Origin of the sequence: Caballeronia ptereochthonis (genome assembly GCF_001545075.1) — a bacterium.
Taxonomy (GTDB): domain Bacteria; phylum Pseudomonadota; class Gammaproteobacteria; order Burkholderiales; family Burkholderiaceae; genus Caballeronia; species Caballeronia ptereochthonis.
Window position 1 is genome coordinate 223,143 of the sequence record NZ_FCOB02000005.1, and the last position, 23,830, is coordinate 246,972.

Annotated in this window: 24 protein-coding genes; 21 read left to right on the forward strand and 3 right to left on the reverse strand. The window is 64.2% G+C overall.

Features of this window, described 5'->3' with window-relative positions:
• The first annotated feature begins 295 nt into the window (after window positions 1–295).
• From rpsB to AWB83_RS07440, 16 genes are all read left to right on the forward strand, one after another.
• A complete protein-coding gene (gene rpsB, locus AWB83_RS07365; RefSeq protein ID WP_087043768.1) occupies window positions 296–1,048 on the forward strand; it encodes a 30S ribosomal protein S2 in 753 nt (250 codons plus the stop codon).
• A gap of 142 nt (window positions 1,049–1,190) precedes the next feature.
• Entirely contained in the window at window positions 1,191–2,072 is an 882-nt protein-coding gene (gene tsf / locus AWB83_RS07370) for a translation elongation factor Ts (protein WP_087043923.1), read from the forward strand.
• Window positions 2,073–2,314: 242 nt separating this feature from the next.
• Window positions 2,315–3,028, forward strand: coding sequence for a UMP kinase (pyrH, locus tag AWB83_RS07375; RefSeq protein WP_087043770.1), 714 nt, complete (start codon window positions 2,315–2,317; stop codon window positions 3,026–3,028).
• Window positions 3,029–3,116: 88 nt separating this feature from the next.
• Complete coding sequence (frr, locus tag AWB83_RS07380) at window positions 3,117–3,677, forward strand: ribosome recycling factor (protein ID WP_087043772.1); 561 nt, start codon at window positions 3,117–3,119, stop codon at window positions 3,675–3,677.
• An 82-nt stretch (window positions 3,678–3,759) separates the two neighbouring features.
• Window positions 3,760–4,542 carry a polyprenyl diphosphate synthase gene (gene uppS, locus AWB83_RS07385; RefSeq protein WP_087043774.1) on the forward strand — a complete coding sequence of 261 codons (783 nt, stop codon included), beginning with the start codon at window positions 3,760–3,762 and terminating at the stop codon, window positions 4,540–4,542.
• On the forward strand, window positions 4,536–5,348 hold the full coding sequence (locus AWB83_RS07390) for a phosphatidate cytidylyltransferase (RefSeq protein WP_087043776.1): 813 nt from the start codon (window positions 4,536–4,538) through the stop codon (window positions 5,346–5,348). Before uppS ends, AWB83_RS07390 begins: the two co-directional genes overlap by 7 nt.
• A 10-nt stretch (window positions 5,349–5,358) precedes the next feature.
• Window positions 5,359–6,576 (forward strand): 1-deoxy-D-xylulose-5-phosphate reductoisomerase, encoded by a 1,218-nt coding sequence (locus AWB83_RS07395; RefSeq protein WP_087043778.1) that lies wholly within the window; start codon window positions 5,359–5,361, stop codon window positions 6,574–6,576.
• Between the two features lie 7 nt (window positions 6,577–6,583).
• Window positions 6,584–7,978 carry an RIP metalloprotease RseP gene (rseP, locus tag AWB83_RS07400; RefSeq protein ID WP_087043780.1) on the forward strand — a complete coding sequence of 465 codons (1,395 nt, stop codon included), beginning with the start codon at window positions 6,584–6,586 and terminating at the stop codon, window positions 7,976–7,978.
• Window positions 7,979–8,057: 79 nt separating this feature from the next.
• The gene (gene bamA, locus AWB83_RS07405; protein WP_087043782.1) at window positions 8,058–10,370 is read left to right on the forward strand and encodes an outer membrane protein assembly factor BamA; all 2,313 of its coding nucleotides are present in this window, start codon (window positions 8,058–8,060) and stop codon (window positions 10,368–10,370) included.
• An 82-nt stretch (window positions 10,371–10,452) separates the two neighbouring features.
• Entirely contained in the window at window positions 10,453–10,980 is a 528-nt protein-coding gene (locus tag AWB83_RS07410; protein ID WP_087043784.1) for an OmpH/Skp family outer membrane protein, read from the forward strand.
• Window positions 10,981–11,008: 28 nt separating this feature from the next.
• Entirely contained in the window at window positions 11,009–12,088 is a 1,080-nt protein-coding gene (gene lpxD / locus AWB83_RS07415) for a UDP-3-O-(3-hydroxymyristoyl)glucosamine N-acyltransferase (protein ID WP_087043785.1), read from the forward strand.
• Between the two features lie 147 nt (window positions 12,089–12,235).
• A complete protein-coding gene (gene fabZ / locus AWB83_RS07420; RefSeq protein WP_087043787.1) occupies window positions 12,236–12,694 on the forward strand; it encodes a 3-hydroxyacyl-ACP dehydratase FabZ in 459 nt (152 codons plus the stop codon).
• A gap of 64 nt (window positions 12,695–12,758) precedes the next feature.
• Window positions 12,759–13,547, forward strand: coding sequence for an acyl-ACP--UDP-N-acetylglucosamine O-acyltransferase (gene lpxA / locus AWB83_RS07425; RefSeq protein WP_087043789.1), 789 nt, complete (start codon window positions 12,759–12,761; stop codon window positions 13,545–13,547).
• A 12-nt stretch (window positions 13,548–13,559) separates the two neighbouring features.
• Complete coding sequence (gene lpxB / locus AWB83_RS07430; RefSeq protein WP_087043791.1) at window positions 13,560–14,726, forward strand: lipid-A-disaccharide synthase; 1,167 nt, start codon at window positions 13,560–13,562, stop codon at window positions 14,724–14,726.
• On the forward strand, window positions 14,726–15,436 hold the full coding sequence (gene rnhB, locus AWB83_RS07435) for a ribonuclease HII (protein ID WP_087043794.1): 711 nt from the start codon (window positions 14,726–14,728) through the stop codon (window positions 15,434–15,436). The genes lpxB and rnhB overlap by 1 nt, the downstream gene beginning before the upstream one ends.
• Before the next feature lie 17 nt (window positions 15,437–15,453).
• Window positions 15,454–16,233, forward strand: coding sequence for a TrmH family RNA methyltransferase (locus AWB83_RS07440; protein ID WP_087043796.1), 780 nt, complete (start codon window positions 15,454–15,456; stop codon window positions 16,231–16,233).
• A gap of 8 nt (window positions 16,234–16,241) precedes the next feature.
• Here the strand turns inward: AWB83_RS07440 and ppsR are convergent, their stop codons facing one another.
• Window positions 16,242–17,060 carry a posphoenolpyruvate synthetase regulatory kinase/phosphorylase PpsR gene (gene ppsR / locus AWB83_RS07445; RefSeq protein ID WP_087043798.1) on the reverse strand — a complete coding sequence of 273 codons (819 nt, stop codon included), beginning with the start codon at window positions 17,058–17,060 and terminating at the stop codon, window positions 16,242–16,244.
• 492 nt (window positions 17,061–17,552) lie between these two features.
• Between ppsR and ppsA the strand changes: the two genes are divergently transcribed.
• The 3 genes from ppsA (at window position 17,553) to AWB83_RS07460 (ending at window position 21,462) form a co-directional block, all read left to right on the forward strand.
• The gene (ppsA, locus tag AWB83_RS07450) at window positions 17,553–19,970 is read left to right on the forward strand and encodes a phosphoenolpyruvate synthase (protein WP_087043800.1); all 2,418 of its coding nucleotides are present in this window, start codon (window positions 17,553–17,555) and stop codon (window positions 19,968–19,970) included.
• A 94-nt stretch (window positions 19,971–20,064) separates the two neighbouring features.
• Window positions 20,065–20,493 carry an NfeD family protein gene (locus AWB83_RS07455; protein ID WP_087043802.1) on the forward strand — a complete coding sequence of 143 codons (429 nt, stop codon included), beginning with the start codon at window positions 20,065–20,067 and terminating at the stop codon, window positions 20,491–20,493.
• A 36-nt stretch (window positions 20,494–20,529) separates the two neighbouring features.
• The gene (locus tag AWB83_RS07460) at window positions 20,530–21,462 is read left to right on the forward strand and encodes an SPFH domain-containing protein (RefSeq protein ID WP_087043804.1); all 933 of its coding nucleotides are present in this window, start codon (window positions 20,530–20,532) and stop codon (window positions 21,460–21,462) included.
• 34 nt (window positions 21,463–21,496) lie between these two features.
• Here the strand turns inward: AWB83_RS07460 and smpB are convergent, their stop codons facing one another.
• Complete coding sequence (smpB, locus tag AWB83_RS07465) at window positions 21,497–21,946, reverse strand: SsrA-binding protein SmpB (protein ID WP_087043806.1); 450 nt, start codon at window positions 21,944–21,946, stop codon at window positions 21,497–21,499.
• A 119-nt stretch (window positions 21,947–22,065) separates the two neighbouring features.
• Between smpB and AWB83_RS07470 the strand changes: the two genes are divergently transcribed.
• Window positions 22,066–22,503, forward strand: coding sequence for a type II toxin-antitoxin system RatA family toxin (locus tag AWB83_RS07470; RefSeq protein ID WP_061168572.1), 438 nt, complete (start codon window positions 22,066–22,068; stop codon window positions 22,501–22,503).
• Window positions 22,500–22,826: an RnfH family protein gene (locus tag AWB83_RS07475; protein ID WP_087043808.1), complete on the forward strand. Its 327-nt coding sequence runs from the start codon at window positions 22,500–22,502 to the stop codon at window positions 22,824–22,826. Before AWB83_RS07470 ends, AWB83_RS07475 begins: the two co-directional genes overlap by 4 nt.
• Window positions 22,827–22,832: 6 nt before the next feature.
• Here the strand turns inward: AWB83_RS07475 and AWB83_RS07480 are convergent, their stop codons facing one another.
• Window positions 22,833–23,810 carry a DMT family transporter gene (locus AWB83_RS07480; protein WP_087043810.1) on the reverse strand — a complete coding sequence of 326 codons (978 nt, stop codon included), beginning with the start codon at window positions 23,808–23,810 and terminating at the stop codon, window positions 22,833–22,835.
• Window positions 23,811–23,830 lie beyond the last annotated feature (20 nt).

Below are 23,830 nucleotides of genomic sequence, written 5' to 3' on the forward strand. Positions count from 1 at the left end.
GGAGACAAGGGGCGGCGCGTCAGCCGCGCCTCGGCCGCACCTGACAGGCGGCTTGAGCCTCGCAATCCTCACATGCTATACTTACGGGCTAAGTCGTAATCCATATCGCCGTCATGATTTCCTCGGATAATCGATAATCGGGGCAGCGTTGCGGATCTCGGCTTGGAAACATCGTTTTAGTCGAATCGCAAGCCGGCGCACCCAGGGTGTCCGGCGCTCGGGAGGCGGGTCAGCCGCAGGAACCGGGTGCTGGATGCGGCAGCCGGCTTAAGACCCAACCCTCGCGGAGAATTTCATGGCAGTCACGATGCGTCAAATGCTGGAAGCCGGCGTCCACTTCGGTCACCAAACGCGCTTCTGGAACCCCAAGATGGCCCCGTACATCTTCGGTCATCGCAACAAGATTCACATCATCAACCTCGAAAAGACGCTGCCGCTCTACAACGACGCGCTGAAGTACGTGCGTCAGTTGGCAGCGAACCGCGGCACGATTCTTTTCGTCGGCACGAAGCGCCAGTCGCGCGACACCATCGCGCAGGAAGCGCAGCGCGCAGGCATGCCTTTCGTCAACGCCCGCTGGCTCGGCGGCATGCTGACCAACTTCAAGACGCTGAAGGTTTCGATCAAGCGCCTGAAGGACATGGAAGCGGCAGTGGAATCGGGTGAAACCGAGCGCATGAGCAAGAAGGAAGCGCTGCTATTCGAACGCGAAATCGCCAAACTGCAAAAGTCGATCGGCGGCGTGAAGGACATGGGCGGCATTCCTGACGCGATCTTCGTGATCGACGTCGGCTACCACAAGATCGCTGTCACGGAAGCGAAGAAGCTCGGCATTCCGGTCATCGCCGTGGTCGACACGAACCACTCGCCGGAAGGCATCGACTACGTGATCCCGGGTAACGACGACGCGAGCAAGGCCGTGGCGCTGTACGCCGAGGGCGTCGCGGACGCGATCCTCGAAGGCCGCGCGAACGCGGTGAACGACGTGGTCCAGGCCGTGCGCAACGGCGAAGGCGACGAGTTCGTCGAGGTCAACGCAGAGGCGTAATCGAGCCCTGCGGCCGACAAAAAAGGGGGCTTTGCGAAAGGCCCCTTTTTTTTAAGCCGGCGCGATGGCAGTAACCCATTTTTTTGCCGTGGGCGGTTTTTCGAGCCGGCGGCACGTATCAAACAGACTCAAGGAGCGAATGATGGCGGCAATTACCGCAAGCATGGTGGCAGAACTGCGCGCGAAGACCGATGCGCCCATGATGGAATGCAAGAAGGCGCTGACGGAAGCCGACGGCGACATGGCGCGCGCGGAAGAGTTGCTGCGCGTGAAGCTCGGCAACAAGGCGAGCAAGGCGGCGTCGCGCGTGACGGCGGAAGGCATCGTCGTGGCGCACGTCGAAGGCGGCGTGGGCGCGCTCGTCGAGCTGAACTGCGAAACCGACTTCGTCGCGAAGAACGACGACTTCATGACGTTCGGCAAGGCCGTCGCCGAACTGGTCGCGAAGCAGAACCCGGCCGACGTCGCCGCGCTGTCGGCGCTGCCGCTGGAAAGCTCGACGGTCGACGCCGTGCGCCTCGCGCTCGTCGGCAAGATCGGCGAAAACCTGTCGATCCGCCGTTTCGTGCGCTTCGAATCGGCGAACAAGATCGCGTCGTACCTGCACGGCACGCGTATCGGCGTGCTGGTCGAGTTCACCGGCGCGGACGATCAAGTGGGCAAGGACGTGGCGATGCACGTCGCCGCGATGAAGCCGGTCTCGCTGTCGTCGGACGAAGTGCCGGCCGACCTGATCGCCAAGGAGCGCAGCATCGCCGAGCAGAAGGCGGCTGAATCCGGCAAGCCGGCCGAGATCGTCGCGAAGATGGTCGACGGCAGCATTCAGAAGTACCTGAAGGAAGTGTCGCTGCTGAACCAGCCGTTCGTGAAGAACGACAAGCAGACGATCGAGCAGATGCTCAAGGCAGCCAACGCCTCGGTGCAGAAGTTCGCGCTGTTCGTGGTCGGCGAGGGCATCGAGAAGCGTCAGGACGACTTCGCGGCGGAAGTCGCGGCACAAGTCGCTGCGGCGAAGCAGTCCTAAGGCAATCTTAAGAAGCGTGTGCTGCCATAGCGCGGCCACGCGTCGGGCTTGGCGGTACTCGGGCGGTGCTCCGCCGCACGAATTCAGCGATCCGGTTCGCACAACGCAGCGGGCGCGGTAGATTGGGGGTTAACCCTTATCTACCGCGCCCGCCGCCCGATCCGGCCCGCTTGCGGTAAATATTGTTTCACCCCTACAGTTCTAAGTTGTTGCAACCTTCCTCGGCGCGATCGGAACCTCATATGCCCACAGCCTACAAACGCGTACTCCTCAAACTCTCCGGCGAAGCCCTCATGGGCGACGATGCTTTCGGCATCAATCGCGCAACGATCGAAAGGATGGTGGCGGATATCGCGGAGGTAGTGCGGATCGGAACGCAATTGGCCGTCGTGATCGGCGGCGGCAACATCTTCCGTGGTGTCGCGGGTGGCGCGGCCGGCATGGATCGCGCAACCGCCGACTACATGGGCATGCTCGCCACGATGATGAACGCGCTCGCGCTGCAGGATGCGATGCGCCACGCGGGCATCGAGGCGCGCGTACAGTCGGCGCTGCGCATGGATCAGGTGGTTGAGCCGTACATCCGTCCGCGCGCGATCCGTCAACTGGAAGAGGGCAAGGTCGTAATCTTCGCGGCCGGCACGGGCAACCCGTTCTTCACGACGGACACGGCGGCCGCGCTGCGCGGCTCGGAGATCGGCGCCGAAGTGGTGCTGAAGGCGACGAAGGTCGATGGCGTATACTCCGCCGACCCGAAGAAGGATCCGAGCGCGACGCGCTACGGCACGATCAGCTTCGACGAGGCGATCAGCCGCAATCTGCAGGTGATGGACGCCACGGCGTTCGCATTGTGCCGCGACCAGAAGCTGCCGATTCGCGTGTTCTCCATCACGAAGCCGGGCGCATTGAAGCGCATCGTGCAAGGCGACGACGAAGGGACGCTCGTCCACGTGTAAACTCTCGCGGTATCGGGCGCGGCGCGCGAGGCACGGGCCATGCGCGCCAGGCGCTGCTTGTCGCATAAAACCAGGTTTGGAGGTTCAAATGAGTGTGGCTGACATCAAAAAAGGCGTCGACCAGAAAATGCAGCGGTCGATCGAGGCGTTCAAGGCCGATCTCGCCAAGATTCGCACGGGCCGCGCCCACACGGGCCTGCTCGATCACATCCAGGTCGACTACTACGGCTCGAACGTACCCATTTCCCAGGTGGCGAACATGACGCTCGTCGACGCCCGCACGATCGGCGTGCAGCCGTGGGAAAAGAAGATGGTCGCGGTGATCGAGAAGGCGATCCGCGAATCGGATCTCGGCCTGAACCCGGCCACGCAGGGCGACCTGATCCGCGTGCCGATGCCCGCGCTCACCGAAGAGCGCCGCCGCGAGCTCTCGAAGGTCGTGAAGAGCGAAGGCGAGACGGCGAAGGTCGCCGTGCGCAACCTGCGCCGCGACGCGAACGATCAACTGAAGAAGCTTGTCAAGGACAAGGAGATCTCGGAAGACGACGAGCGCCGCGCGAGCGACGAAGTCCAGAAGCTCACCGACAAGTTCGTCGCCGAAATCGACAAGCTCGTTCAAACCAAAGAATCCGAAATCATGACGGTGTGAGGCCGTAGAAACGGTTTCGCCAGCCTCGAGCGCTTACATTGAGGCTGGCTCTCACTTCTTCAGATTTAAAGATTCAGCGGCCATGACCTATACCAGCTCTACCGTTACCGTGCCCGATGTCGCGGCTGTCCCGCGCCACGTCGCGATCATCATGGACGGCAATGGCCGTTGGGCGACCGAGCGGCGCCTGCCGCGCGTCGCCGGTCACACGCGTGGCGTCGATGCGGTCCGCGCGACCGTCGAAAGCTGCGCGCTGCGCGGCGTCGAATTCGTCACGCTCTTCGCGTTCAGTTCGGAGAACTGGCGCCGTCCGACCGAGGAAGTCTCGTTCCTGATGCGTCTTTTCGTGACCGCGCTCGAGCGCGAGATCGGCAAGCTGCACGCGAACGGCATCCGTCTGCGCGTCGTCGGCGACATCTCCATGTTCAACGACCGCATTCGCGCGCTGATCCAGCGCGCCGAGACCAAGACGGCCCGCAATACGCGCCTGACGCTCACCATCGCCGCCAACTACGGCGGGCGCTGGGACATCATGCAGGCGACCAGGAAGCTCATCACGCAGTCCCTGGAAACGGGCGTGCCTGCGCGCGTGGATGACGAGTCCTTCGCCCAGCATCTCGCGATGGCCTACGCGCCGGAGCCGGACCTGTTCATCCGCACGGGCGGCGAGCAGCGCATCAGCAACTTCCTGCTGTGGCAGCTCGCGTACACCGAGTTCTATTTCACCGACACCTACTGGCCGGACTTCGACGCCGCCGCCCTGGATCGCGCGATCGAGTCGTACGGCGGCCGCGAGCGCCGCTTCGGGCGCACGAGCGCGCAAGTCGAATCCCAATCGCAGAAAGCCGACACCCTTTCATGCTAAAGACCCGTGTCATCACGGCAATCGTTCTGCTGGCTGTTCTCCTGCCGATCACGCTGTTCGCGCCGGTCGGCGCTTTCGGAGCGCTGATCGGATTCGTCGTCGTGTTCGCGGCCTGGGAGTGGGGGCGGCTCCTGAAGCTGAATGGGGCGGGGCCCGTCGCCTACGCGCTCGTCGCGGGCATCGCGCTCGTTTTCAGCACCTGGCTCGGGGTCGCGTCGAAGCCGCTGTACCAGATGGCCGGCATCTTCTGGGTGCTCGCCGGCCCCTACGTGCTGCTGCGCAAGCCGACGCTGGCCGCCGGCGCGTGGCGCGCTTTCCTGCTGTTCGCGGGCATCGTCGTGTTCGTCGCCTGCTGGCATGCGGTCGTCGACGCCCGCACGCGGGGCGTGGCGTTCGTGCTATCGCTTCTGCTAGTAGTCTGGCTGGCTGATATAGGCGCATACTTCGCCGGAAAAGCACTCGGCCGCCACAAGCTCGCCCCGTCGATCAGCCCGGGCAAGACCTGGGAGGGCGCCATCGGCGGGTGGCTCGCCGTCATCGTGATCGGCGCGCTCGCCGCCGCCACCGGCTTCTATGCGCCGACCGTATTCACGGCCTTCGCGGAGCGTCTCGGCTGGGACCGCTCGTTCGTCGCGTTCACCGTGCTCGTCGCGTTCAGCGTCATCGGCGACTTGTTCGAGTCGCTCCTGAAGCGCCAGGCCGGCGTCAAGGATTCGAGCGGTCTGCTGCCGGGCCACGGCGGCGTGCTCGACCGCATCGACGCATTGTTGCCTGTATTGCCGATCGCATTGCTGATGCTCGGCTAGAGAAGAATTTATGCAAAAACGTCTCACATTGCTCGGCTCCACGGGCTCGATCGGCGATAGCACGCTCGACGTCGTGGCGCGGCACCCGGACCGGTTCTCGGTCTACGCGCTCACCGCTCACCGCAACGGCGACAAGCTCGTCGCCCAGTGCCTGAAATTCCAGCCCGAAGTGGCGGTCGTCGGCGACGCCGAAACCGCGGCGCGCGTCGCGGCCGTCTTGCGCGCTCAAGGCTGCAGGACCGAGGTGACGCACGGCCCCGAAGCACTCGTCGAAGCCGCCCGCGCGGCGCAGTGCGATACGGTCGTCGCGGCCATCGTCGGCGCGGCGGGCCTCGCGCCCACGCTCGCCGCCGCGCGCGCCGGTAAACGTATCCTGCTTGCCAACAAGGAAGCGCTCGTGATGTCCGGCCAGATCTTCATGGACGCGGTGCGCGACAACGGCGCGATCCTGCTGCCGGTCGACAGCGAGCACAACGCCGTGTTCCAGTGCCTGCCGCCTTGCGCGGACAAGGAAGCGAAGCTGCACGGCGGCGTGTCGAAAATCATCCTGACGGCGTCCGGCGGCCCGTTCCGCACGCGCGAGCCGGCGACGCTGGTGAATGTCACGCCCGAGGAGGCCGTCAAGCACCCGAACTGGGCGATGGGCCGCAAGATCTCCGTCGATTCCGCGACGATGATGAACAAGGGCCTCGAAGTGATCGAGGCGCACTGGCTCTTCGATCTTCCGGGCTCGCGCATCGAGGTGCTGATCCATCCGCAGAGCGTGATCCATTCGATGGTGTCCTACGCCGACGGCTCGGTGCTCGCACAGCTCGGCAATCCGGACATGCGCACGCCGATTGCCCACGCGCTGGCGTATCCTGATCGTGTGGACTCGGGCGTGGCGCCGCTCGATCTCGCGCTCGTCGCCTCGCTCACGTTCGAAAAGCCCGACTTTGCGCGTTTCCCGTGCCTCGCGCTCGCCATCCAGGCGCTGGAAGCGGGCGGCATCGCGAGCGCGGCGCTGAACGCGGCGAACGAAATCGCCGTGGAAGCGTTCCTCGAGCGCCGGATCGGCTTCATGGCGATCGGCGGCGTGGTGGAGCGCGTGCTGAACGCGTTGCCGAACACGAGCGCCGCCTCGCTCGACGACGTCCTCGCCGCCGATGCGAACGCGCGCCGTCTCGCATCCCGTTTCGTCGCAGAGCTCACCGCGAGCGCGCCAGGCGCCGAACCCATCGCCCATTGAGGCCGTCATGAACTTTCTGACCGAAATCGTCGCCTTCGTCGTCGCGATAGGCGTGCTTGTCGTCGTCCACGAATTCGGTCATTACAGCGTCGCACGAATGTGCGGCGTGAAGGTGCTGCGTTTTTCCGTCGGTTTCGGCAAGCCGCTCGCGCGTTGGGTCAGCAAGAAGACGGGCGTCGAATGGATCATCGCCGCGCTGCCGCTCGGCGGCTACGTGAAGATGCTCGACGAGCGCGAGATCGATCCCGGGAGCGGCACGACGATTCCCGCCGAGGATCTGCCGCGCGCCTTCAACCGCCAGAACGTCGGCAAGCGCATCGCGATCGTCGCGGCGGGACCCGTCGCCAACTTCCTGCTCGCGATCGCGCTGTTTTCGGCCGTGTTCGCGGGCGGCGTCACCGAGCCCGCGGCGATCGTCTCGCAGCCCGCGACGGACACCGCGGCCGCGCGCGCGGGCTTCGAGGGCGGCGAGAGGATTCTCTCGATGCGCGACGCCCAGGGCGGCGAGACGCACGCGATCCGTTCCTGGTCCGACCTGCGCTGGAAGCTGCTCGACGCCGCGTTCGACCATCGCCGCGTCGTGCTGACGGCGAAGACGCACGACGGCACCTTCGACTTTCCGGTGAGCGTCGCGGGCGTCACCGACGCGGACGCCGACCAGGACTTCATGGACAAGCTCGGCTTCGCGCCGGGCGGCGGCACGCTCACGGTGGCGGGCGTCGAGGCGGGCAGCGCCGCGCAGAAGAGCGGCCTGAAGCCGGGCGACACGCTGCGCGCGATCGACGGCCGCGTGGTCGACAACGCGACGAGCTTCATCGACTACGTGAAGGCGCATGGCGCGAAGCCCGTGACGCTCGTGATCGAGCGCGGCGTTGGCAACCAAAGCAAGCGGGAATCCGTGCAGATCGTGCCGGACATCAAGCGCGATGCGTCGACTGGCAAGGAAATCGGCCGCATCGGCGCGGCGCTCTCGAATCAGCTGCCGACGGTCGACGTGCGCTACGGGCCGCTCGAAAGCCTGCGTCTCGGCGTGAACCGCACCTGGGACATCAGCGTGTATTCCCTGCGCATGTTCGGGCGGATGATCGTCGGCGAGGCGTCGCTCAAGAATCTCTCGGGGCCGGTCACGATCGCGGACTACGCGGGCAAGAGCGCAAGGCTCGGTCTGGCGGCCTTCGTGTCGTTTCTCGCGCTCGTCAGCATCAGCCTCGGAGTGTTGAACTTGTTACCGATTCCGGTATTGGACGGTGGCCATCTGTTATATTATTTGGTTGAGGCCGTTACCGGCAAAGCGGTATCCGATCGCTGGCAGCTGGTTCTGCAAAGGGCGGGCCTGGTCTGCATCGTCGCGCTGTCGATGATCGCACTGTTCAACGACCTCGCTCGCCTGATTCGTTTCTGATCCACTTTGACAATTTCTGGCGGCGCCTTTCAAGCGTCCGCCGGAACGAATGCAGCTTTAAAAATACTGGGGAAGCACGTTGTTCAAACCTCATCGCTTTGTTCCTAAGACGGCTGTGGCTGCGGCATTGGCCGCGACGGGTATGGCGGCACACGCCACCACGCCGTTCGTCGTGCAGGATATTCGGATCGACGGTCTTCAGCGCATCGAACCGGGCTCCGTGTTCGCTTATCTGCCGATCAAGCAAGGCGACACCTTCACCGACGACAAGGCCTCCGAAGCGATTCGCGCGCTCTATGCGACGGGCTTCTTCAACGACGTTCAGATCGCCACCGAGGGCAACGTGGTGATCGTGCAGGTGCAGGAACGCCCGGCGATCTCGAGCATCGATTTCGCGGGTCTGCACGAGTTCGACAAGGACAACCTGACCAAGGCGCTGCGCTCCGTCGGTCTGTCTCAGGGCCGCTCGTACGACAAGGCGCTCGTCGACAAGGCGGAGCAGGAGCTCAAGCGCCAGTACCTGACGCGCGGCTACTACGCGGCGGAAGTCACGACCACCGTGACGCCGGTCGACCGCAACCGCGTCGCCATTCTGTTCTCGGTCGCCGAAGGCCCGAGCGCCAAGATTCGCCAGATCAACTTCGTCGGCAACAAGGCGGTCAGCTCGAGCACGCTGCTCGGCGAAATGCAGCTCTCCACGCCGAACTGGTTCTCGTGGTACACGAAGAGCGATCTCTACGCGAAGGAAAAACTGACGGGCGACCTCGAGAACGTGCGCTCGTACTACCTGAACCGCGGCTACCTCGAGTTCAGCATCGACTCCACGCAGGTGTCGATCTCACCGGACAAGAAGGACATGTATCTGACGATCGCCGTGCACGAAGGCGAGCCGTACAAGATCAGCAGCATCAAGCTCTCGGGCAACCTGCTCGACCGCGAGGCCGAGCTCAACAAGCTCGTGAAGATCAAGCCGGGCGAGCGGTTCTCGGCCGAGAAGCTGCAGGCGACGACCAAGGCGATCGTCGACAAGCTCGGCGAATACGGCTATGCGTTCGCACAGGTGAATGCGCAGCCGGATATCGACCAGGCGAACCACACCGTGGCGCTGACGCTGCAAGTCGACCCGAGCCGCCGCGTGTACGTGCGGCGCGTGAACATCGTCGGCAATACGCGCACGCGCGACGAAGTGGTCCGCCGCGAGATGCGCCAGCTGGAGAGCTCGTGGTTCGATTCGAGCCGCCTCGCGCTGTCGAAGGACCGCATCAACCGCCTCGGCTACTTCACCGATGTGGACGTCACCACGACCCCCGTGGAAGGCACGAACGACCAGGTCGACGTGGACGTGAAGGTCGCGGAAAAGCCGACCGGCGCGATCACGCTGGGTGCCGGCTTCTCGTCGACGGACAAGGTGGTGCTCTCGGCGGGCGTCTCGCAGGACAACGTGTTCGGCTCGGGCACGAGCCTTTCGGTCAACGTGAACACCGCGAAGACCTACCGCACGCTGACGGTCACGCAGGTCGATCCGTACTTCACGATCGACGGCATCAAGCGCATCACCGATGCCTACTACCGCACGTACCAGCCGCTGTACTACTCGACGGATTCGAGCTTCAAGATCATCACGATGGGTGCCGACACCAAGTTCGGCATCCCGTTCTCCGAGCAGGACACGGTGTTCTTCGGCGTCGGCGCCGAGCAGAACACGATGGACGTCGACTCGGCCACGCCGAAGTCGTACATCAACTACGTGAACGAGTTCGGGCGCGTGGTGAACAACTACCCGCTGACGGTCGGCTGGTCGCGCGACAATCGCGACAGCGCGCTGGTTCCGAGCCGCGGCTACTACCTGCAGTCGAACGCGGAATACGGCACGCCGCTCGGCAACACCACCTACGCGAAGTTCGACGCGCAGTTCCAGTACTACTACTCGTTCGCGCGGGGCTTCGTGCTCGGCTTCAACCTGCAGGGCGGCTACGGCAAGGGCCTGCAAGGGCAGACCTACCCGATCTTCAAGAACTACTACGCGGGCGGTATCGGTTCGGTGCGCGGCTACTCGCCGAGCTCGCTGGGTCCGCGTGACGCGACGACGGGCGACCCGATCGGCGGCTCGCGCATGGCGGTCGGCAATATCGAGCTGACGTTCCCGCTGCCGGGCACGGGTTATGACCGCACGCTGCGTGTGTTCACCTTCCTCGATGCCGGTAACGTCTGGGGCGATCCGGGCCAGGGCGGCACCAGCACCGGCGCGAACGGCCTGCGCTACGGCTACGGTGTGGGTCTCGCGTGGATCTCGCCGATCGGCCCGCTCAAGCTGAGCCTCGGCTTCCCGCTGCAGAAGCACGAAGGCGACCAGTATCAGAAGTTCCAGTTCCAGATCGGTACGGCTTTCTAAGCGGCGCTCCGATGAACCCGAACTTCACTCAATTCGACGTAACGTGAGGAACACTTTGCGAACCGGTAAGCTTTCGAAACATATGGCGCTGGCGCTTGCGTTGTCGATGGTTCTCGGCTTGGGCGCGACTGCCAGCGCGAGCGCACAGGAAGCACGCATCGCGGCGGTCAATTCCGACCGCATCCTGCGCGAATCTGCCGCGGCGAAGGCGGCGCAGTCGAAGCTCGAACAGGAATTCTCGAAGCGCGACAAGGGGCTGCAGGACATGGCGCAGCGCCTCAAGGCCATGTCGGACAACATCGACAAGAACGGTTCCTCGATGTCGCCGACGGACCGCGCGGCGCGCCAGCGCGACCTCGCGCAACTCGACGCGGACTTCCAGCGCAAGCAGCGCGAATTCCGCGAAGACCTGAACCAGCGCCGCAACGAGGAACTGGCGGCCGTGCTGGACCGGGCGAACAAGGTGATCAAGCAGATCGCGGAACAGCAGCACTATGACCTGATCGTGCAGGAGGCGGTGTATGTGAGCCCGCGCATCGACATCACGGATCAGGTGCTGAAGGCGCTCGCCGCCACGACGCCGAACGGCGCGGGCTCGAGCCCGAACTGACGAGGACTGAGACGAGATGGCATCAGGCATGGCGATCACGCTCGACGATCTGGTCAAGCGCTTCGGCGGCGAAGTGGTCGGCGACGGGGCGCATCGCGTCGAGAGTCTCGCACCGCTCGACAAGGCCGGTCCCGCCCAGCTCGCGTTTCTCGCGAATCAGAAGTACCTGCCGCAGGTCGAGACGACGCGCGCCGGCGCAGTGCTGATTTCGGGCGCCGATCTCGACAAGGTCACGAATCGCGCGGGCAGTAATTTCATCGTCACGCCGAACCCCTACGCTTACTTCGCGCGCGTGGCGCAGGCGTTCATCGACCTGGCCGCGCCGAAGGCGGTTCCGGGCGTGCATCCGAGCGCTTACGTCGATCCGGACGCGAAGGTCGCGGCAAGCGCGGTCATCGGTCCGCACGTGACCGTCGAGGCGGGCGCGGTGGTGGGCGAGCGCGTGAAGCTCGATGCGGGCGCAGTCGTCGGCCGGGGCGTGAAGCTCGGCGACGACGTGCATCTGTATCCCAATGTCACCCTCTATCACGGCTGCAAGCTCGGCGCGCGCGTGATCGTGCATGCGGGCGCGGTGATCGGCGCGGACGGCTTCGGCTTCGCGCCGGATTTCGTCGGCGAGGGCGATGCGCGCACCGGAAGCTGGGTGAAGATCCCGCAAGTCGGCGCGGTGGACATCGGCGACGACGTAGAAATCGGCGCGAACACGACGATCGACCGCGGCGCGATGGCGGATACCGTCATCGAGGAATGCGTGAAGATCGACAATCTCGTGCAGATCGGCCATAACTGCCGCATCGGTGCGTACACGGTCATTGCCGGTTGCGCGGGCATCGCGGGCAGCACGAACATCGGCCGGCATTGCATGATCGGCGGCGCGGTGGGCATTGCCGGCCACGTGACGCTGGCGGATTACGTGATCGTCACGGCGCAGTCGGGCGTGTCGAAGTCGCTCCTGAAGCCGGGCATGTATACCAGCGCCTTTCCGGCGGTGCCGCACGCCGACTGGAACAAGAGCGCGGCGATCATGCGCAATCTCGACAAGATGCGCGAACGCATCAAAGCGCTGGAGACGGCGCTCGCCGATTCGGGCAAGAACGACGGCGCCTAGGCGCCGGGCTCGGTCGAACGAAGAGCCGAAGCAGAATCAAGAGCGGGCCGCTTCGAGCCGCCCAAGAGACACAGCAATCCCGGGCGGGCGTCGAACACGGCCCGCCATCCAATTTCCGCGCCGGACGCGCGCGTGAGCAGAACGACCATGAGCACAGAAAAAATCAATCTCGACATCCACAAGATCCTCACGCTGCTGCCGCATCGCTATCCGATCCTGCTCGTGGACCGCGTGCTCGAACTTGAGCCGCACAAGAGTATCAAAGCGTTGAAGAACGTGACGATCAACGAGCCGTATTTCCAGGGCCACTTCCCGACGCGTCCGGTGATGCCGGGCGTGCTGATCCTCGAGGCGCTCGCACAGACCGCGGCGCTTCTGACGTTCGCGGAAGAGCCGCACGATCCGACCACGACGCTCTACTACTTCGTCGGCATCGACGGCGCGCGCTTCAAGCGCGTGGTGGAGCCGGGCGATCAGCTGATCCTCAACGTTCATTTCGAGCGGTACATGCGGGGCATCTGGAAGTTCAAGGCGCGCGCCGAAGTGGACGGCGCAACCGCCGCCGAAGCCGAGCTCATGTGTACCGTCAAGAACACGGACGCCTGAGCGCATTTGCGTTCACCCCGCGTTCATCGTAACGAGCAGCACGAACAGCATAGGCGAAAAGCGCATGAGCAAGATTCACCCAACCGCGATCATCGAGCCGGGCGCCCAGCTCGACGAGTCCGTCGAGATCGGGCCGTATGCGATCGTCGGTTCGCACGTCGTGATCGGCGCGGGCACGACCGTCGGCTCGCACAGCGTGATCGAAGGCCATACGACGATCGGCCGCGACAACCGCATCGGCCATTACGCGTCGATCGGCGGCCGGCCGCAGGACATGAAGTACAAGGGCGAGCCGACGCGCCTCGAAATCGGCGACCGCAATACCATCCGCGAATTCACGACGCTGCACACGGGCACGGTGCAAGACCAGGGCCTGACGTCGATCGGCAGCGACTGCTGGATCATGGCGTACGTGCACGTCGGCCATGACTGCCGTCTCGGCAACAACGTCATCATGTCGAGCAACGCGCAACTGGCGGGGCACGTGATCGTCGGCGATCACGCGATCGTCGGCGGCATGTCGGGCGTGCATCAGTTCGTGCGCATCGGCGCGCATTCCATGCTCGGCGGCGCATCGGCGCTCGTGCAGGACGTGCCGCCGTTCGTCATCGCGGCGGGCAACAAGGCGGAGCCGCACGGCATCAACGTCGAGGGCCTGCGCCGCCGCGGCTTCACGCCCGACGCCATCTCGGCGCTGCGCTCGGCGTACCGCATCGTCTACAAGAGCGGCCTGTCGCTCGAGGAGGCGAAGGTGCAGTTGGCGGAGCTGAGCACGGCGGGCGGTGAGGGCGACGAGCCCGTCAGGGCATTTTCCGACTTCATCGCGGCGTCGCAGCGCGGCATCATCCGCTAGACACGCCGCCCGATGACCCTGATCACCCATCCGCCGCGCGTCGCGATGGTCGCGGGCGAGCCTTCTGGCGACCTGCTCGCGGCGTCGCTGCTCGCAGGCCTGCGGAACGCACTGCCCGAGGGCACGCGCTATAGCGGCATCGGCGGCCCGCGCATGACGGCCGAAGGCTTCGAGGCGCACTGGCCGATGGACAAGCTGACCGTGCGCGGCTACGTCGAAGCGCTGAAGCACATTCCCGAGATTCTCGGCATCCGCAACGAGATCAAGCGTCAGTTGCTTGCGGAGCCGCCTTCGGTTTTCGTGGGCGTGGACGCGCCCGATTTCAATTTCGGCCTCGAGCAGCCCTTGCGCGAAGCGGGCATCCCGACCGTCCATTTCGTGTGCCCGTCGATCTGGGCGTGGCGCGGCGGGCGCATCAAGAAGATCGTGAAAGCGGTCGATCACATGCTCTGCGTATTTCCGTTCGAGACGGCGCTGCTGGAAAAGGCGGGCGTGGCGGCGAGCTACGTCGGTCACCCGCTGGCGGACGAGATTCCGCTCGAACCGGACACGATGGGCGCACGCCGAGAGCTCGGCATCGCCGAGGGCGGTCCGGTGATCGCCGTGCTGCCGGGCAGCCGCCGCTCGGAAATCTCGCTGATCGGCCCGACCTTCTTCGACGCGATGGAGCTGATGCAGCTTCGCGAGCCGGGTGTGCGCTTCCTGATGCCGGCGGCGAATCCAGCGCTGCGCGAACTGCTGCAGCCGCTCGTGGATGCGCATCCGCGTCTCTCGCTGACGGTCACCGACGGCCGTGCGCAAACCGCGATGACCGCCGCCGACGCGATCCTCGTGAAAAGCGGCACGGTGACGCTGGAGGCGGCGCTGCTCAAGAAGCCGATGGTCATCTCCTACAAGGTGCCCTGGCTGACGGGTCAGATCATGAAGCGGCAGGGTTATCTGCCCTATGTCGGGCTGCCGAACATTCTCGCCGGACGCTTCGTGGTGCCGGAGATTCTCCAGCACTTCGCGGCGCCCGAGGCGCTCGCCGACGCCACGCTGAAACAGTTGAACGACGAGGCGAACCGCCGTACGCTGAGAGAAATTTTCACCGACATGCATATCGCGCTGCGCCAGAATACGTCGCAGAAGGCGGCCGAAGCCGTGGCGCGGGTGCTCGACACGCGGAGGCCGCGATAATGGCGCGTCAGGCAAAGCAGACGTCGAAGCAGGGCGGGCTCGATTTCAGCTCGCCCTTCGACGTCATTTGCGGCGTGGACGAGGCGGGGCGCGGCCCTCTCGCGGGGCCGGTCGTGGCCGCGGCGGTCATTTTCGATCCGGCCAAGCCCCGGATCAACGGCCTCGACGATTCCAAGGTCCTGACCGCCAGGAAGCGTGAAGAACTCTACGAAAAGATCGTCGATCGCGCGCTCGCGTATTGCATCGCGTCGGCGAGCGTCGAGGAAATCGACACCATCAATATCCTGCACGCGAGCATGCTCGCGATGAAGCGCGCAGTGGAAGGGCTTTCCATCGCGCCGACGCTCGTCAAAGTGGACGGCAACCGCTGCCCGGTGCTGTCGATCCGCTCGGAAGCGGTGATCGGCGGCGACGCGCTCGTCAAGCAGATCTCGGCGGCATCGATTCTCGCGAAAGTCACGCGCGACCGCATGCTGCTGGAACTGCACGAGACGTATCCGGTGTACGGCTTCGACGCGCATTCGGGCTACGGCACGCCTCAGCATCTGAAGGCGCTGCGCGAGCATGGCCCGTGCGAGCATCACCGGCGCTCGTTCGCGCCCGTGCGCGAGGCGCACGTCCTGTTCGGCTCGGTCCTGCCCGAGATCGCGCCCGAGGTGCTTCAGGCGGCGTCCACGCTCGAAGACGATCCGGACGCGCTCGCCTTCTGAGCGGCACTCAACTCAACGTGAAATCCATCACTTCGCGGGACAACCCGCTCTACAAGCGCATCAAGGCGCTGGCCGGTTCGACCGCGCAGCAGCGGCGCAGCGCCCACGCGCTGCTCGAAGGCCTGCATCTCGCGTCCGCCTACCTCGACGCGGCGGGACAGCCCGAAACCTGTGTCGTCACCGAAGGCGCGCTCACGCATGCCGAGGCGCGCGAGATCGTCGCGCGGATCGAGGAGAAGCGCGTCGTCGTGCTGCCGGATGCGCTCTTCGGTCAGCTCTCCAGCGTCGTGCATGGCGTGGGCATGCTGCTGCTCGTCGAGAAGATCGACGCCGAACTGCCCGGGCGCGTCGCCGAAACCTGCGTGATTCTCGACGGCATTCAGGATGCGGGCAACGTCGGCTCGATTCTGCGCAGCGCCGCGGCGGCGGGCGTCACGCGCGTGTTCTGCGCGCCGGGGACGGCGTATGCATGGTCGTCGAAGGTGCTGCGCTCGGGCATGGGCGCGCACTTCCTGCTGGATATCTTCGAGGACGTCGAACCCGCGGACCTGATCGCGCGTCTCGACGCGCCGGTGACCATCACCGATTCGCACGGCGCGAGCGCGCTCTACGATTGCGATCTGTCGGGCGCGCTGGCGTGGGTGTTCGGCAACGAAGGGGCGGGCGTGTCGCAGGTCTGGCGCGATGCAGTCACGCATCGCGTGACGATTCCGCAGCCGGGCGGCATGGAGTCGCTCAACGTGGCGGCCGCGGCGGCAATCTGTCTGTTCGAGCAGTGCCGCCAGCAGCGCGGCTGATCCGCTGATCAGTAATAGGATGGCCGTTCCGGCTTCACTTCCTGCAGGATCGTCGTGGCGATCTCTTCGATCGACTTGTGCGTCGACGAGAGCCACTTGATGCCCTCGCGCTTCATCATCATTTCCGCTTCGTTGATCTCGTAGCGGCAGTTCTCCAGCGCCGCATACTTGCTGCCGGGGCGCCGCTCGTTGCGAATCTCGGCCAGCCGCTGCGGATCGATCGACAGGCCGAACATTTTCAGGCGATGCTCGAGCAAGGGTGTGGGCAGCTTGCCGCGCTCGAAATCTTCCGGAATCAGCGGATAGTTCGCGGCCTTCACGCCGTACTGCATCGCCAGATAGAGGCTCGTCGGCGTCTTGCCGCTACGCGATACGCCGACCAGAATCACGTCGGCATCGGCCAGATTGCGGTTGGACTGGCCGTCGTCGTGCGCGAGCGAGAAGTTGATCGCCTCGATCCGGTTCTTGTATTCCTCGGTGTCGGCGTTCTGGTGGACACGGCCCATCGCGTGGGTCGACTTCATTTCCAGTTCGTGCTCGAGCGGCTCGATGAAGGTCTGGAACATGTCGAGCACGAGCGCGTTGCAGCCCTTGACGACCTCATTGGACGCGCTGTCGACGAGCGTCGTGAAGACGATCGGCCGCCGTCCGTCGAGCGCGACGGCTTCGTTGATCTTCTCGACGGTCGCGTAAGCCTTGTCGATCGAATCGACGAAGGGCACGCGCACGAGCCGGAACTTTTGATCGAACTGGGCGAGGATCGAATGCGCGAAGGTTTCGGCAGTGATCCCTGTACCGTCGGAAACGATGAATACGGAAGGCGGCATCGGCGAAAAGGACCAGTTGGGGAACGAGTTGAAGCGGGTGCGCTCAAACGGTAACAAACGGGGAATGAGCGCGAGACACCTGGCGCGGCGCAGGAAAAGCCTGTGTTACATTGACTGCGCAGCGGCTGTGCGCCGGCGAACCCCGCGGCGTCAAAGACCTCGATTTTGCCGTGGAATTACTGTCTTTGCCGAACCAAAATTGAGAATCGGCACGGTAGAATAGCGGCAACCTGTTCGATAAGCAATTGCGGACAAATTGATGCGGATTTTCGTCAAATCGCGGTCGTTTCGTGGGTTTTGGCATCCAAAACCCACGTTGTCGAGCAGATTTCAGACGTCCCGCTTCTTTTTGCATGACCCTCCGGCTCCGGTGGCGTGCTCTCCGATGGTTTATCAAACAGGTTGTGCGAGATGCGGCGGCGCTTCCAATGAGCGTCGCCGCATATGAGCCCACTCGTGCGATCGTGAATTCCATCCACCTTAGGGGCTTGTATGACCAACGCAGTCAATGTTGCGAAAGATGTCGCAAAGGATCAGGCGTATGTAGTTCCATTCGAGCAGTTGCGAATGACCGACGTGGAAATCGTCGGTGGCAAGAATGCGTCGCTCGGCGAAATGATCAGCCAGCTTTCCGAAGCCGGCGTTCGCGTGCCGACGGGCTTCGCCACGACCGCGCTCGCATTCCGCGACTTCCTCCAGCACAACGACCTGACCGACCGCATCGCCAAACGTCTCGAGACGCTCGACGTCGACGACGTGAAAGCGCTCGCCGAGTGCGGCCGCGAAATCCGCCAGTGGATCGTCGACGCGCCGCTGCAGCCGCGTCTCGAAGATGAAATCCGCCGTCAATTCGAAGTTCTCCAGAACGGCTCGCCCGAAGAGCTTTCGTTCGCCGTGCGTTCGTCCGCGACCGCCGAGGACTTGCCGGATGCATCCTTCGCGGGCCAGCAGGAAAGCTATCTGAACGTGGTCGGCATCGAGGACGTCCTCGATCGCATGAAGCACGTGTTCGCATCGCTCTACAACGACCGCGCCATCTCTTATCGCGTCCACAAGGGCTTCACGCATGCCGAGGTCGCATTGTCGGCGGGCGTGCAGCGCATGGTGCGCTCGGACGTCGGCGCGGCCGGTGTGATGTTCACCATCGACACCGAATCGGGCTTCAAGGACACCGTGTTCATCACGTCGAGCTACGGCCTCGGTGAAACGGTCGTGCAGGGCGCGGTGAACCCGGACGAGTTCCACGTCTTCAAGACCACGCTCGAGCAGGGCAAGTATCCGATCATCCGCCGCTCGATCGGCTCGAAGCTCATCAAGATGGAGTTCACGAAGCCGGGCGAGCCGGGCCGCGTGAAGACCGTCGACGTGCCGCATGAGCAGCGCAACCGCTTCTCGATCACCGACGAAGACGTGATCGAGCTCGCGAAGTACGCGGTGATCATCGAGAAGCACTATCAGCGTCCGATGGACATCGAGTGGGGCAAGGACGGCCGCGACGGCAAGCTGTTCATCCTCCAGGCGCGCCCGGAAACGGTGAAGAGCCAGGCGGCCGGCAAGGCCGAGATGCGCTTCAAGCTGAAGGGCCAGTCGAACGTGCTGACGACCGGCCGCGCGATCGGCCAGAAGATCGGCGCGGGTCCCGTGCGCGTGATTCACGATCCGTCGGAAATGGAGCGCGTGCAGCCGGGCGACGTGCTGGTCGCGGACATGACCGACCCGAACTGGGAGCCGGTGATGAAGCGCGCATCGGCCATCGTGACGAACCGCGGCGGCCGTACCTGCCACGCGGCAATCATTGCGCGTGAGCTGGGCGTGCCGGCGGTGGTCGGCTGCGGCGACGCCACCGACGTGCTGAAGGACGGCGCGCTCGTCACGGTTTCGTGCGCGGAAGGCGACGAAGGCAAGATCTACGACGGCCTGCTCGAAACCGAGGTCACGGAAGTGCAGCGCGGCGAGCTGCCGAAGATTCCCGTGAAGATCATGATGAACGTCGGCAACCCGCAGCTCGCGTTCGACTTCGCGCAGTTGCCGAACGCGGGCGTCGGCCTCGCGCGGCTGGAATTCATCATCAACAACAACATCGGCGTGCACCCGAAGGCGATTCTGGAGTACCCGAACGTCGACGCCGATCTGAAGAAGGCGGTCGAGAGCGTCGCGCGCGGCCATGCATCGCCGCGTGCGTTCTACGTCGACAAGCTGACCGAAGGCATCGCGACGATCGCGGCGGCGTTCTATCCGAAGCCCGTCATCGTGCGTCTGTCGGACTTCAAGTCGAACGAGTACAAGAAGCTGATCGGCGGTTCGCGCTACGAGCCGGACGAAGAGAACCCGATGCTCGGCTTCCGCGGCGCGTCGCGCTATATCGCGGACGACTTCGCCGAGGCGTTCCACATGGAATGCATCGCGCTGAAGAAGGTGCGCGAGGAGATGGGCCTCGACAACGTCGAAATCATGGTGCCGTTCGTGCGTACGCTCAAGCAGGCGGAGCGCGTGGTCGGCCTGCTCGACAAGTTCGGTCTGAAGCGCGGCGTGAATGGCCTGAGGCTCGTGATGATGTGCGAGGTGCCGTCGAACGCGATTCTCGCCGAGCAGTTCCTGGAGCACTTCGACGGCTTCTCGATCGGCTCGAACGACCTCACGCAACTGACGCTCGGCCTCGACCGCGACTCCGGCATGGAACTGCTGGCGGCGGACTTCGATGAACGCGACGAAGCCGTGCAGTTCATGCTCAAGCGCGCAATCGAAACGTGTCTGAGGCTGAACAAGTACGTCGGCATTTGCGGGCAGGGTCCGTCGGATCATCCGGACCTCGCGGAGTGGCTCGCGAAGCAGGGCATCGAGTCGATGTCGCTGAATCCGGACACGATCATCGCCACGTGGCAGCAATTGGCGAAGGCCTTGTCAAAATAAGTGAGCAGCGCCTTTCCGGATGCTTTCGGAGAAGCGTGAGCATGCTATAAAAACACCCCGGACTTCTCCGGGGTGTTTTCGTTTGGAGACGAGCATGGCGACGAGCGGGCTGTTCTGGTGGGTGTCGGCGGGCGTGCTGATCGTGCTCGAGCTGTTCACCGGCACGTTCTATCTGCTCATGGTGGCGCTCGGATTCATCGCGGGCGGCATCGCGCATGCGATGGGCGCGCTGCCGCACGTGCAGTTCGGCGCGGCGGCGCTCGTCGCGCTGATCGCGGTGGTGGTGCTGCGGCGTTCGCGCTTCGGCAACTGGAAGCGGAGCGACGCCTCGCACGATGCGAACGTGAACCTCGATATCGGCGCGACAGTGCAAGTCGACGAATGGCACGATGGCCGCGCGCGGACCATGTATCGCGGCGCGCAGTGGGATGTCGAACTCGCGCCGGGGGAAACCGAAGGCGCGCGCTGGTATCGCATCACGGCGCTCGACGGCAACCGGCTCGTCGTCGCGGCCAAGCGTTGAACCTTGAAGAGAACAAATCCACCCAGGAGTTGAGAGATGGACGTCACCATCGTCGGGGCCATTGTGCTCGTGATCGTCATCGTGATCGCGGCGCAGACCATCAAGATCGTGCCGCAGCAGCATGCGTGGGTGCTGGAGCGTCTCGGGCGCTACCATTCGACGCTCACGCCCGGGCTGACCATCGTGCTGCCGTTCATCGATCGGGTCGCGTACAAGCATCTGCTGAAGGAGATTCCGCTGGAAGTGCCGAGCCAGGTCTGCATCACGCGCGACAACACGCAATTGCAGGTCGATGGCGTGCTGTACTTTCAGGTCACCGATGCGATGAAGGCGTCGTACGGATCGAGCAACTTCGTGTTCGCGATCACGCAGCTGTCGCAGACGACGCTGCGTTCCGTGATCGGCAAGCTGGAGCTGGACAAGACCTTCGAGGAGCGCGACTTCATCAATCAGAGCATCGTGAATGCGCTCGACGAAGCCGCGTCGAACTGGGGCGTGAAGGTGCTGCGCTACGAGATCAAGGACCTCACGCCGCCGAAGGAAATCCTCCACGCGATGCAGGCGCAGATCACCGCGGAGCGCGAGAAGCGCGCGCTGATCGCCGCGTCCGAAGGCCGCAAGCAGGAGCAGATCAATCTCGCGGCAGGCGCGCGCGAGGCCGCGATCCAGAAGTCCGAGGGCGAGCGTCAGGCGGCGATCAACAAGGCGCAGGGCGAGGCATCGGCGATTCTCGCGGTGGCGGAGGCGAACGCGCAGGCCATCCAGAAGGTCGGCACGGCGATTCAGACGGCGGGCGGCATGGAAGCGGTGAACCTGAAGATCGCGGAGCAGTATGTCGGCGCGTTCGGCAATATCGCGAAGACGGGCAATACGCTCATCGTGCCGGGCAACCTCTCGGACATGAGTTCGATGATCGCGTCGGCGCTGACCATCGTGAAGGGCGAGGGCGGCGTGGCCAGGAAAGGCTGAAGAATCAGGGCACCTTGAGGCGCCTTGATTCTTTTCAGCGTGTCGCCGAGCGCATCAGGCGCGCGCGCTCGCGATCCCAATCGCGCTTCTTTTCGGTTTCGCGCTTGTCGTGCAGCTTCTTGCCCTTTGCCAGCCCGATCTCGCACTTCACGCGACCTTCCTTGTAGTGAAAGTTGAGCGGCACGAGCGTGTGCCCGCGCTGCTCGACCTTGCCGATGAGTTTGTCGATCTGATCGCGATGCAGGAGCAGCTTGCGCGTGCGCACCGGATCCAGATTGGCGAATTTCGATGCTTCCGGCAGCGGGCTGATATGCGTGCCGATTAGGAACAACTCCCCTTGCTTGATGACGACGTAGCCTTCCTTGATCTGACCGCGGCCCGCGCGCAGCGCTTTGACTTCCCAGCCTTCGAGCACGAGACCGGCCTCGTAGCGTTCTTCGATGAAGTAATCGAAGAAGGCTTTTCTGTTGTCGATGATGCTCATGAATGGAAAGTGCCCAACTCGTTTAAAATCACGATTTTAGCAGCGCGCCGTCCGGCAAACGAATTCATGCCGCATTCCATGGCGCGTTGCCGCCCAATTCAGTCACCGCTGCGCCCTATATGGCAGACGTCCAGAAAACCGTATTGATCCGCCATTCAGCGGAAGAAATGTTCGACCTCGTCACAGATGTCGCCGACTACCCCAATTTCCTGCCCTGGTGCGGCGGCGTCGAAATCGGCCGCCAGGACGAGAATGGAATGGAAGCGAAGATCGACATCAGCTTCAAGGGCATCAAGCAGCATTTCGCGACGCGCAACACGCAGAAGCGTCCGACCAATATCGATATGGAGTTTCTGAGCGGCCCTTTCAAGAAGTTCACCGGCTACTGGCGTTTCACGCCGCTGCGCGCGGACGCGTGCAAGATCGAGTTCGCGCTGCATTACGAGTTTTCGAACGTGATTCTGGAGAAGCTCATCGGGCCGGTGTTCAGCCATATCGCGAACACCTTCGTCGATTCGTTCGTGAAGCGCGCGGACCAGCGTTACGGCAAGCCATGATGCACGTCGACGTCTGCTACGGCCTGCCCGGCGGCGCGAGCTTTCTCGCGCGAGTCGACCTGCGCGATGGCGCGACGGTTCGCGACGCGATCGAGGCGAGCGGCGTGCTGCGCGCACATCGGGAAATCGATCTGACGACGCAGAAGGTCGGCGTCTTCGGCAAGGTGATGCCGCTCGATACGGCGCTTACGGATTTCGATCGAGTCGAGATTTATCGTCCGCTGAAAGTCGATCCGAAGACCGCGCGCCAGCGCCGCGTCGACAAGGCGCGCAAGGCGGGTTCGATTGAAGGCCGCAAGTGGCAGTCAAAGGATTCGCGCTGAGCTGAATCAGTGCGCCGGCGCTTCCTGCGCGGCGGGCGCCGGCTCGATCGCATGCTGCCTCACCGACCAGCTCACGCCGGCAAGCAGCAGCACGATCGCGAGCACTTCGGGCGTGCGCGGCCAGCGGCCGTCGTAGATAAAGGCGTAGAGCAGCGCGAAGAGGGTCTCGAAGGCGATCATCTGGCCTGACAGCGTGAGCGGCAGGCGCTTCGCCGCCGCGTTCCACAGCATGTTGCCGAGCCACGAGCCGCCCGTGGCGAGCGCGAAGCTCACGATCCAGAAGACCTGCCAGCGCGCGGCCGGCACGGCGGCCTGCACGGCGCCGGCGGGCAGCATCCACACGATGATGCCCAGAACGGCGCCGAGCAGGCCCGTCACGATGCCCCACAGCACGGACCACTCATTGCCGTCGAAATGATCGTTCACCTGCAGATAGCGGGCGTTGACGACCGCGTACCAGGTCCAGGAGGCGAGCGCGCCGACCGCGCAGGCAAGCCCGGAGAGGCGCGTGAACACGCTCGCCGCATGCTCGCTGCTGCCCGAAGACGAGAGTACGTCGCTGAACACATCCAGGTTGATGCACGCGATGCCCGCCAGCACGAGAAGCAGCGGTCCGACGAGCCGCCTGAGGTCGACCGCGCCGTGATCGCGCCGTCCGGCGAGCGTGACGGTGACGGGCAGAATCCCGACGATCAGCGACGAAGGCGCGACGCCGACCAGTTGCACCGCGCTTGCGAGCAGCATGTAGTAGAGCAGGTTGCCGACGAGCGCGAGCTTCGCGAGCGCGACGAAATCGGCGCGCGTGAGCTTGGCGGCGAGCCTTCGCGCGATCGGCAGCGCGAGCGCGAGCGATACCGCGCCGTACATCAGATAGCGCCCGATGCTGAGCGTGAGCGGCGAAAATTCCGGCAGAAGCCGCGGCGCCAGAAAGATGAATCCCCAGATCGCGCCCGCCGACATTCCGTACACCACACCCCGCTGCATTGCCCGACTCCCGCCCATAT

Bases quoted from the DNA above. Each gene is read 5' to 3' on its own strand.
- lpxB (WP_087043791.1), top strand. From the start codon at position 13,560: ATGACCCTGATCACCCATCCGCCGCGCGTCGCGATGGTCGCGGGCGAG.
- AWB83_RS07410 (WP_087043784.1), top strand. From the start codon at position 10,453: ATGGCGCTGGCGCTTGCGTTGTCGATGGTTCTCGGCTTGGGCGCGACT.
- lpxA (WP_087043789.1), top strand. From the start codon at position 12,759: ATGAGCAAGATTCACCCAACCGCGATCATCGAGCCGGGCGCCCAGCTC.
- rpsB (WP_087043768.1), top strand. From the start codon at position 296: ATGGCAGTCACGATGCGTCAAATGCTGGAAGCCGGCGTCCACTTCGGT.
- AWB83_RS07475 (WP_087043808.1), top strand. From the start codon at position 22,500: ATGATGCACGTCGACGTCTGCTACGGCCTGCCCGGCGGCGCGAGCTTT.
- pyrH (WP_087043770.1), top strand. From the start codon at position 2,315: ATGCCCACAGCCTACAAACGCGTACTCCTCAAACTCTCCGGCGAAGCC.
- rnhB (WP_087043794.1), top strand. From the start codon at position 14,726: ATGGCGCGTCAGGCAAAGCAGACGTCGAAGCAGGGCGGGCTCGATTTC.
- lpxD (WP_087043785.1), top strand. From the start codon at position 11,009: ATGGCGATCACGCTCGACGATCTGGTCAAGCGCTTCGGCGGCGAAGTG.
- ppsR (WP_087043798.1), bottom strand. From the start codon at position 17,060: ATGCCGCCTTCCGTATTCATCGTTTCCGACGGTACAGGGATCACTGCC.
- frr (WP_087043772.1), top strand. From the start codon at position 3,117: ATGAGTGTGGCTGACATCAAAAAAGGCGTCGACCAGAAAATGCAGCGG.
- smpB (WP_087043806.1), bottom strand. From the start codon at position 21,946: ATGAGCATCATCGACAACAGAAAAGCCTTCTTCGATTACTTCATCGAA.
- tsf (WP_087043923.1), top strand. From the start codon at position 1,191: ATGGCGGCAATTACCGCAAGCATGGTGGCAGAACTGCGCGCGAAGACC.
- rseP (WP_087043780.1), top strand. From the start codon at position 6,584: ATGAACTTTCTGACCGAAATCGTCGCCTTCGTCGTCGCGATAGGCGTG.
- AWB83_RS07460 (WP_087043804.1), top strand. From the start codon at position 20,530: ATGGACGTCACCATCGTCGGGGCCATTGTGCTCGTGATCGTCATCGTG.
- AWB83_RS07480 (WP_087043810.1), bottom strand. From the start codon at position 23,810: ATGCAGCGGGGTGTGGTGTACGGAATGTCGGCGGGCGCGATCTGGGGA.
- fabZ (WP_087043787.1), top strand. From the start codon at position 12,236: ATGAGCACAGAAAAAATCAATCTCGACATCCACAAGATCCTCACGCTG.
- AWB83_RS07470 (WP_061168572.1), top strand. From the start codon at position 22,066: ATGGCAGACGTCCAGAAAACCGTATTGATCCGCCATTCAGCGGAAGAA.
- uppS (WP_087043774.1), top strand. From the start codon at position 3,760: ATGACCTATACCAGCTCTACCGTTACCGTGCCCGATGTCGCGGCTGTC.
- AWB83_RS07390 (WP_087043776.1), top strand. From the start codon at position 4,536: ATGCTAAAGACCCGTGTCATCACGGCAATCGTTCTGCTGGCTGTTCTC.
- AWB83_RS07395 (WP_087043778.1), top strand. From the start codon at position 5,359: ATGCAAAAACGTCTCACATTGCTCGGCTCCACGGGCTCGATCGGCGAT.
- ppsA (WP_087043800.1), top strand. From the start codon at position 17,553: ATGACCAACGCAGTCAATGTTGCGAAAGATGTCGCAAAGGATCAGGCG.
- AWB83_RS07455 (WP_087043802.1), top strand. From the start codon at position 20,065: ATGGCGACGAGCGGGCTGTTCTGGTGGGTGTCGGCGGGCGTGCTGATC.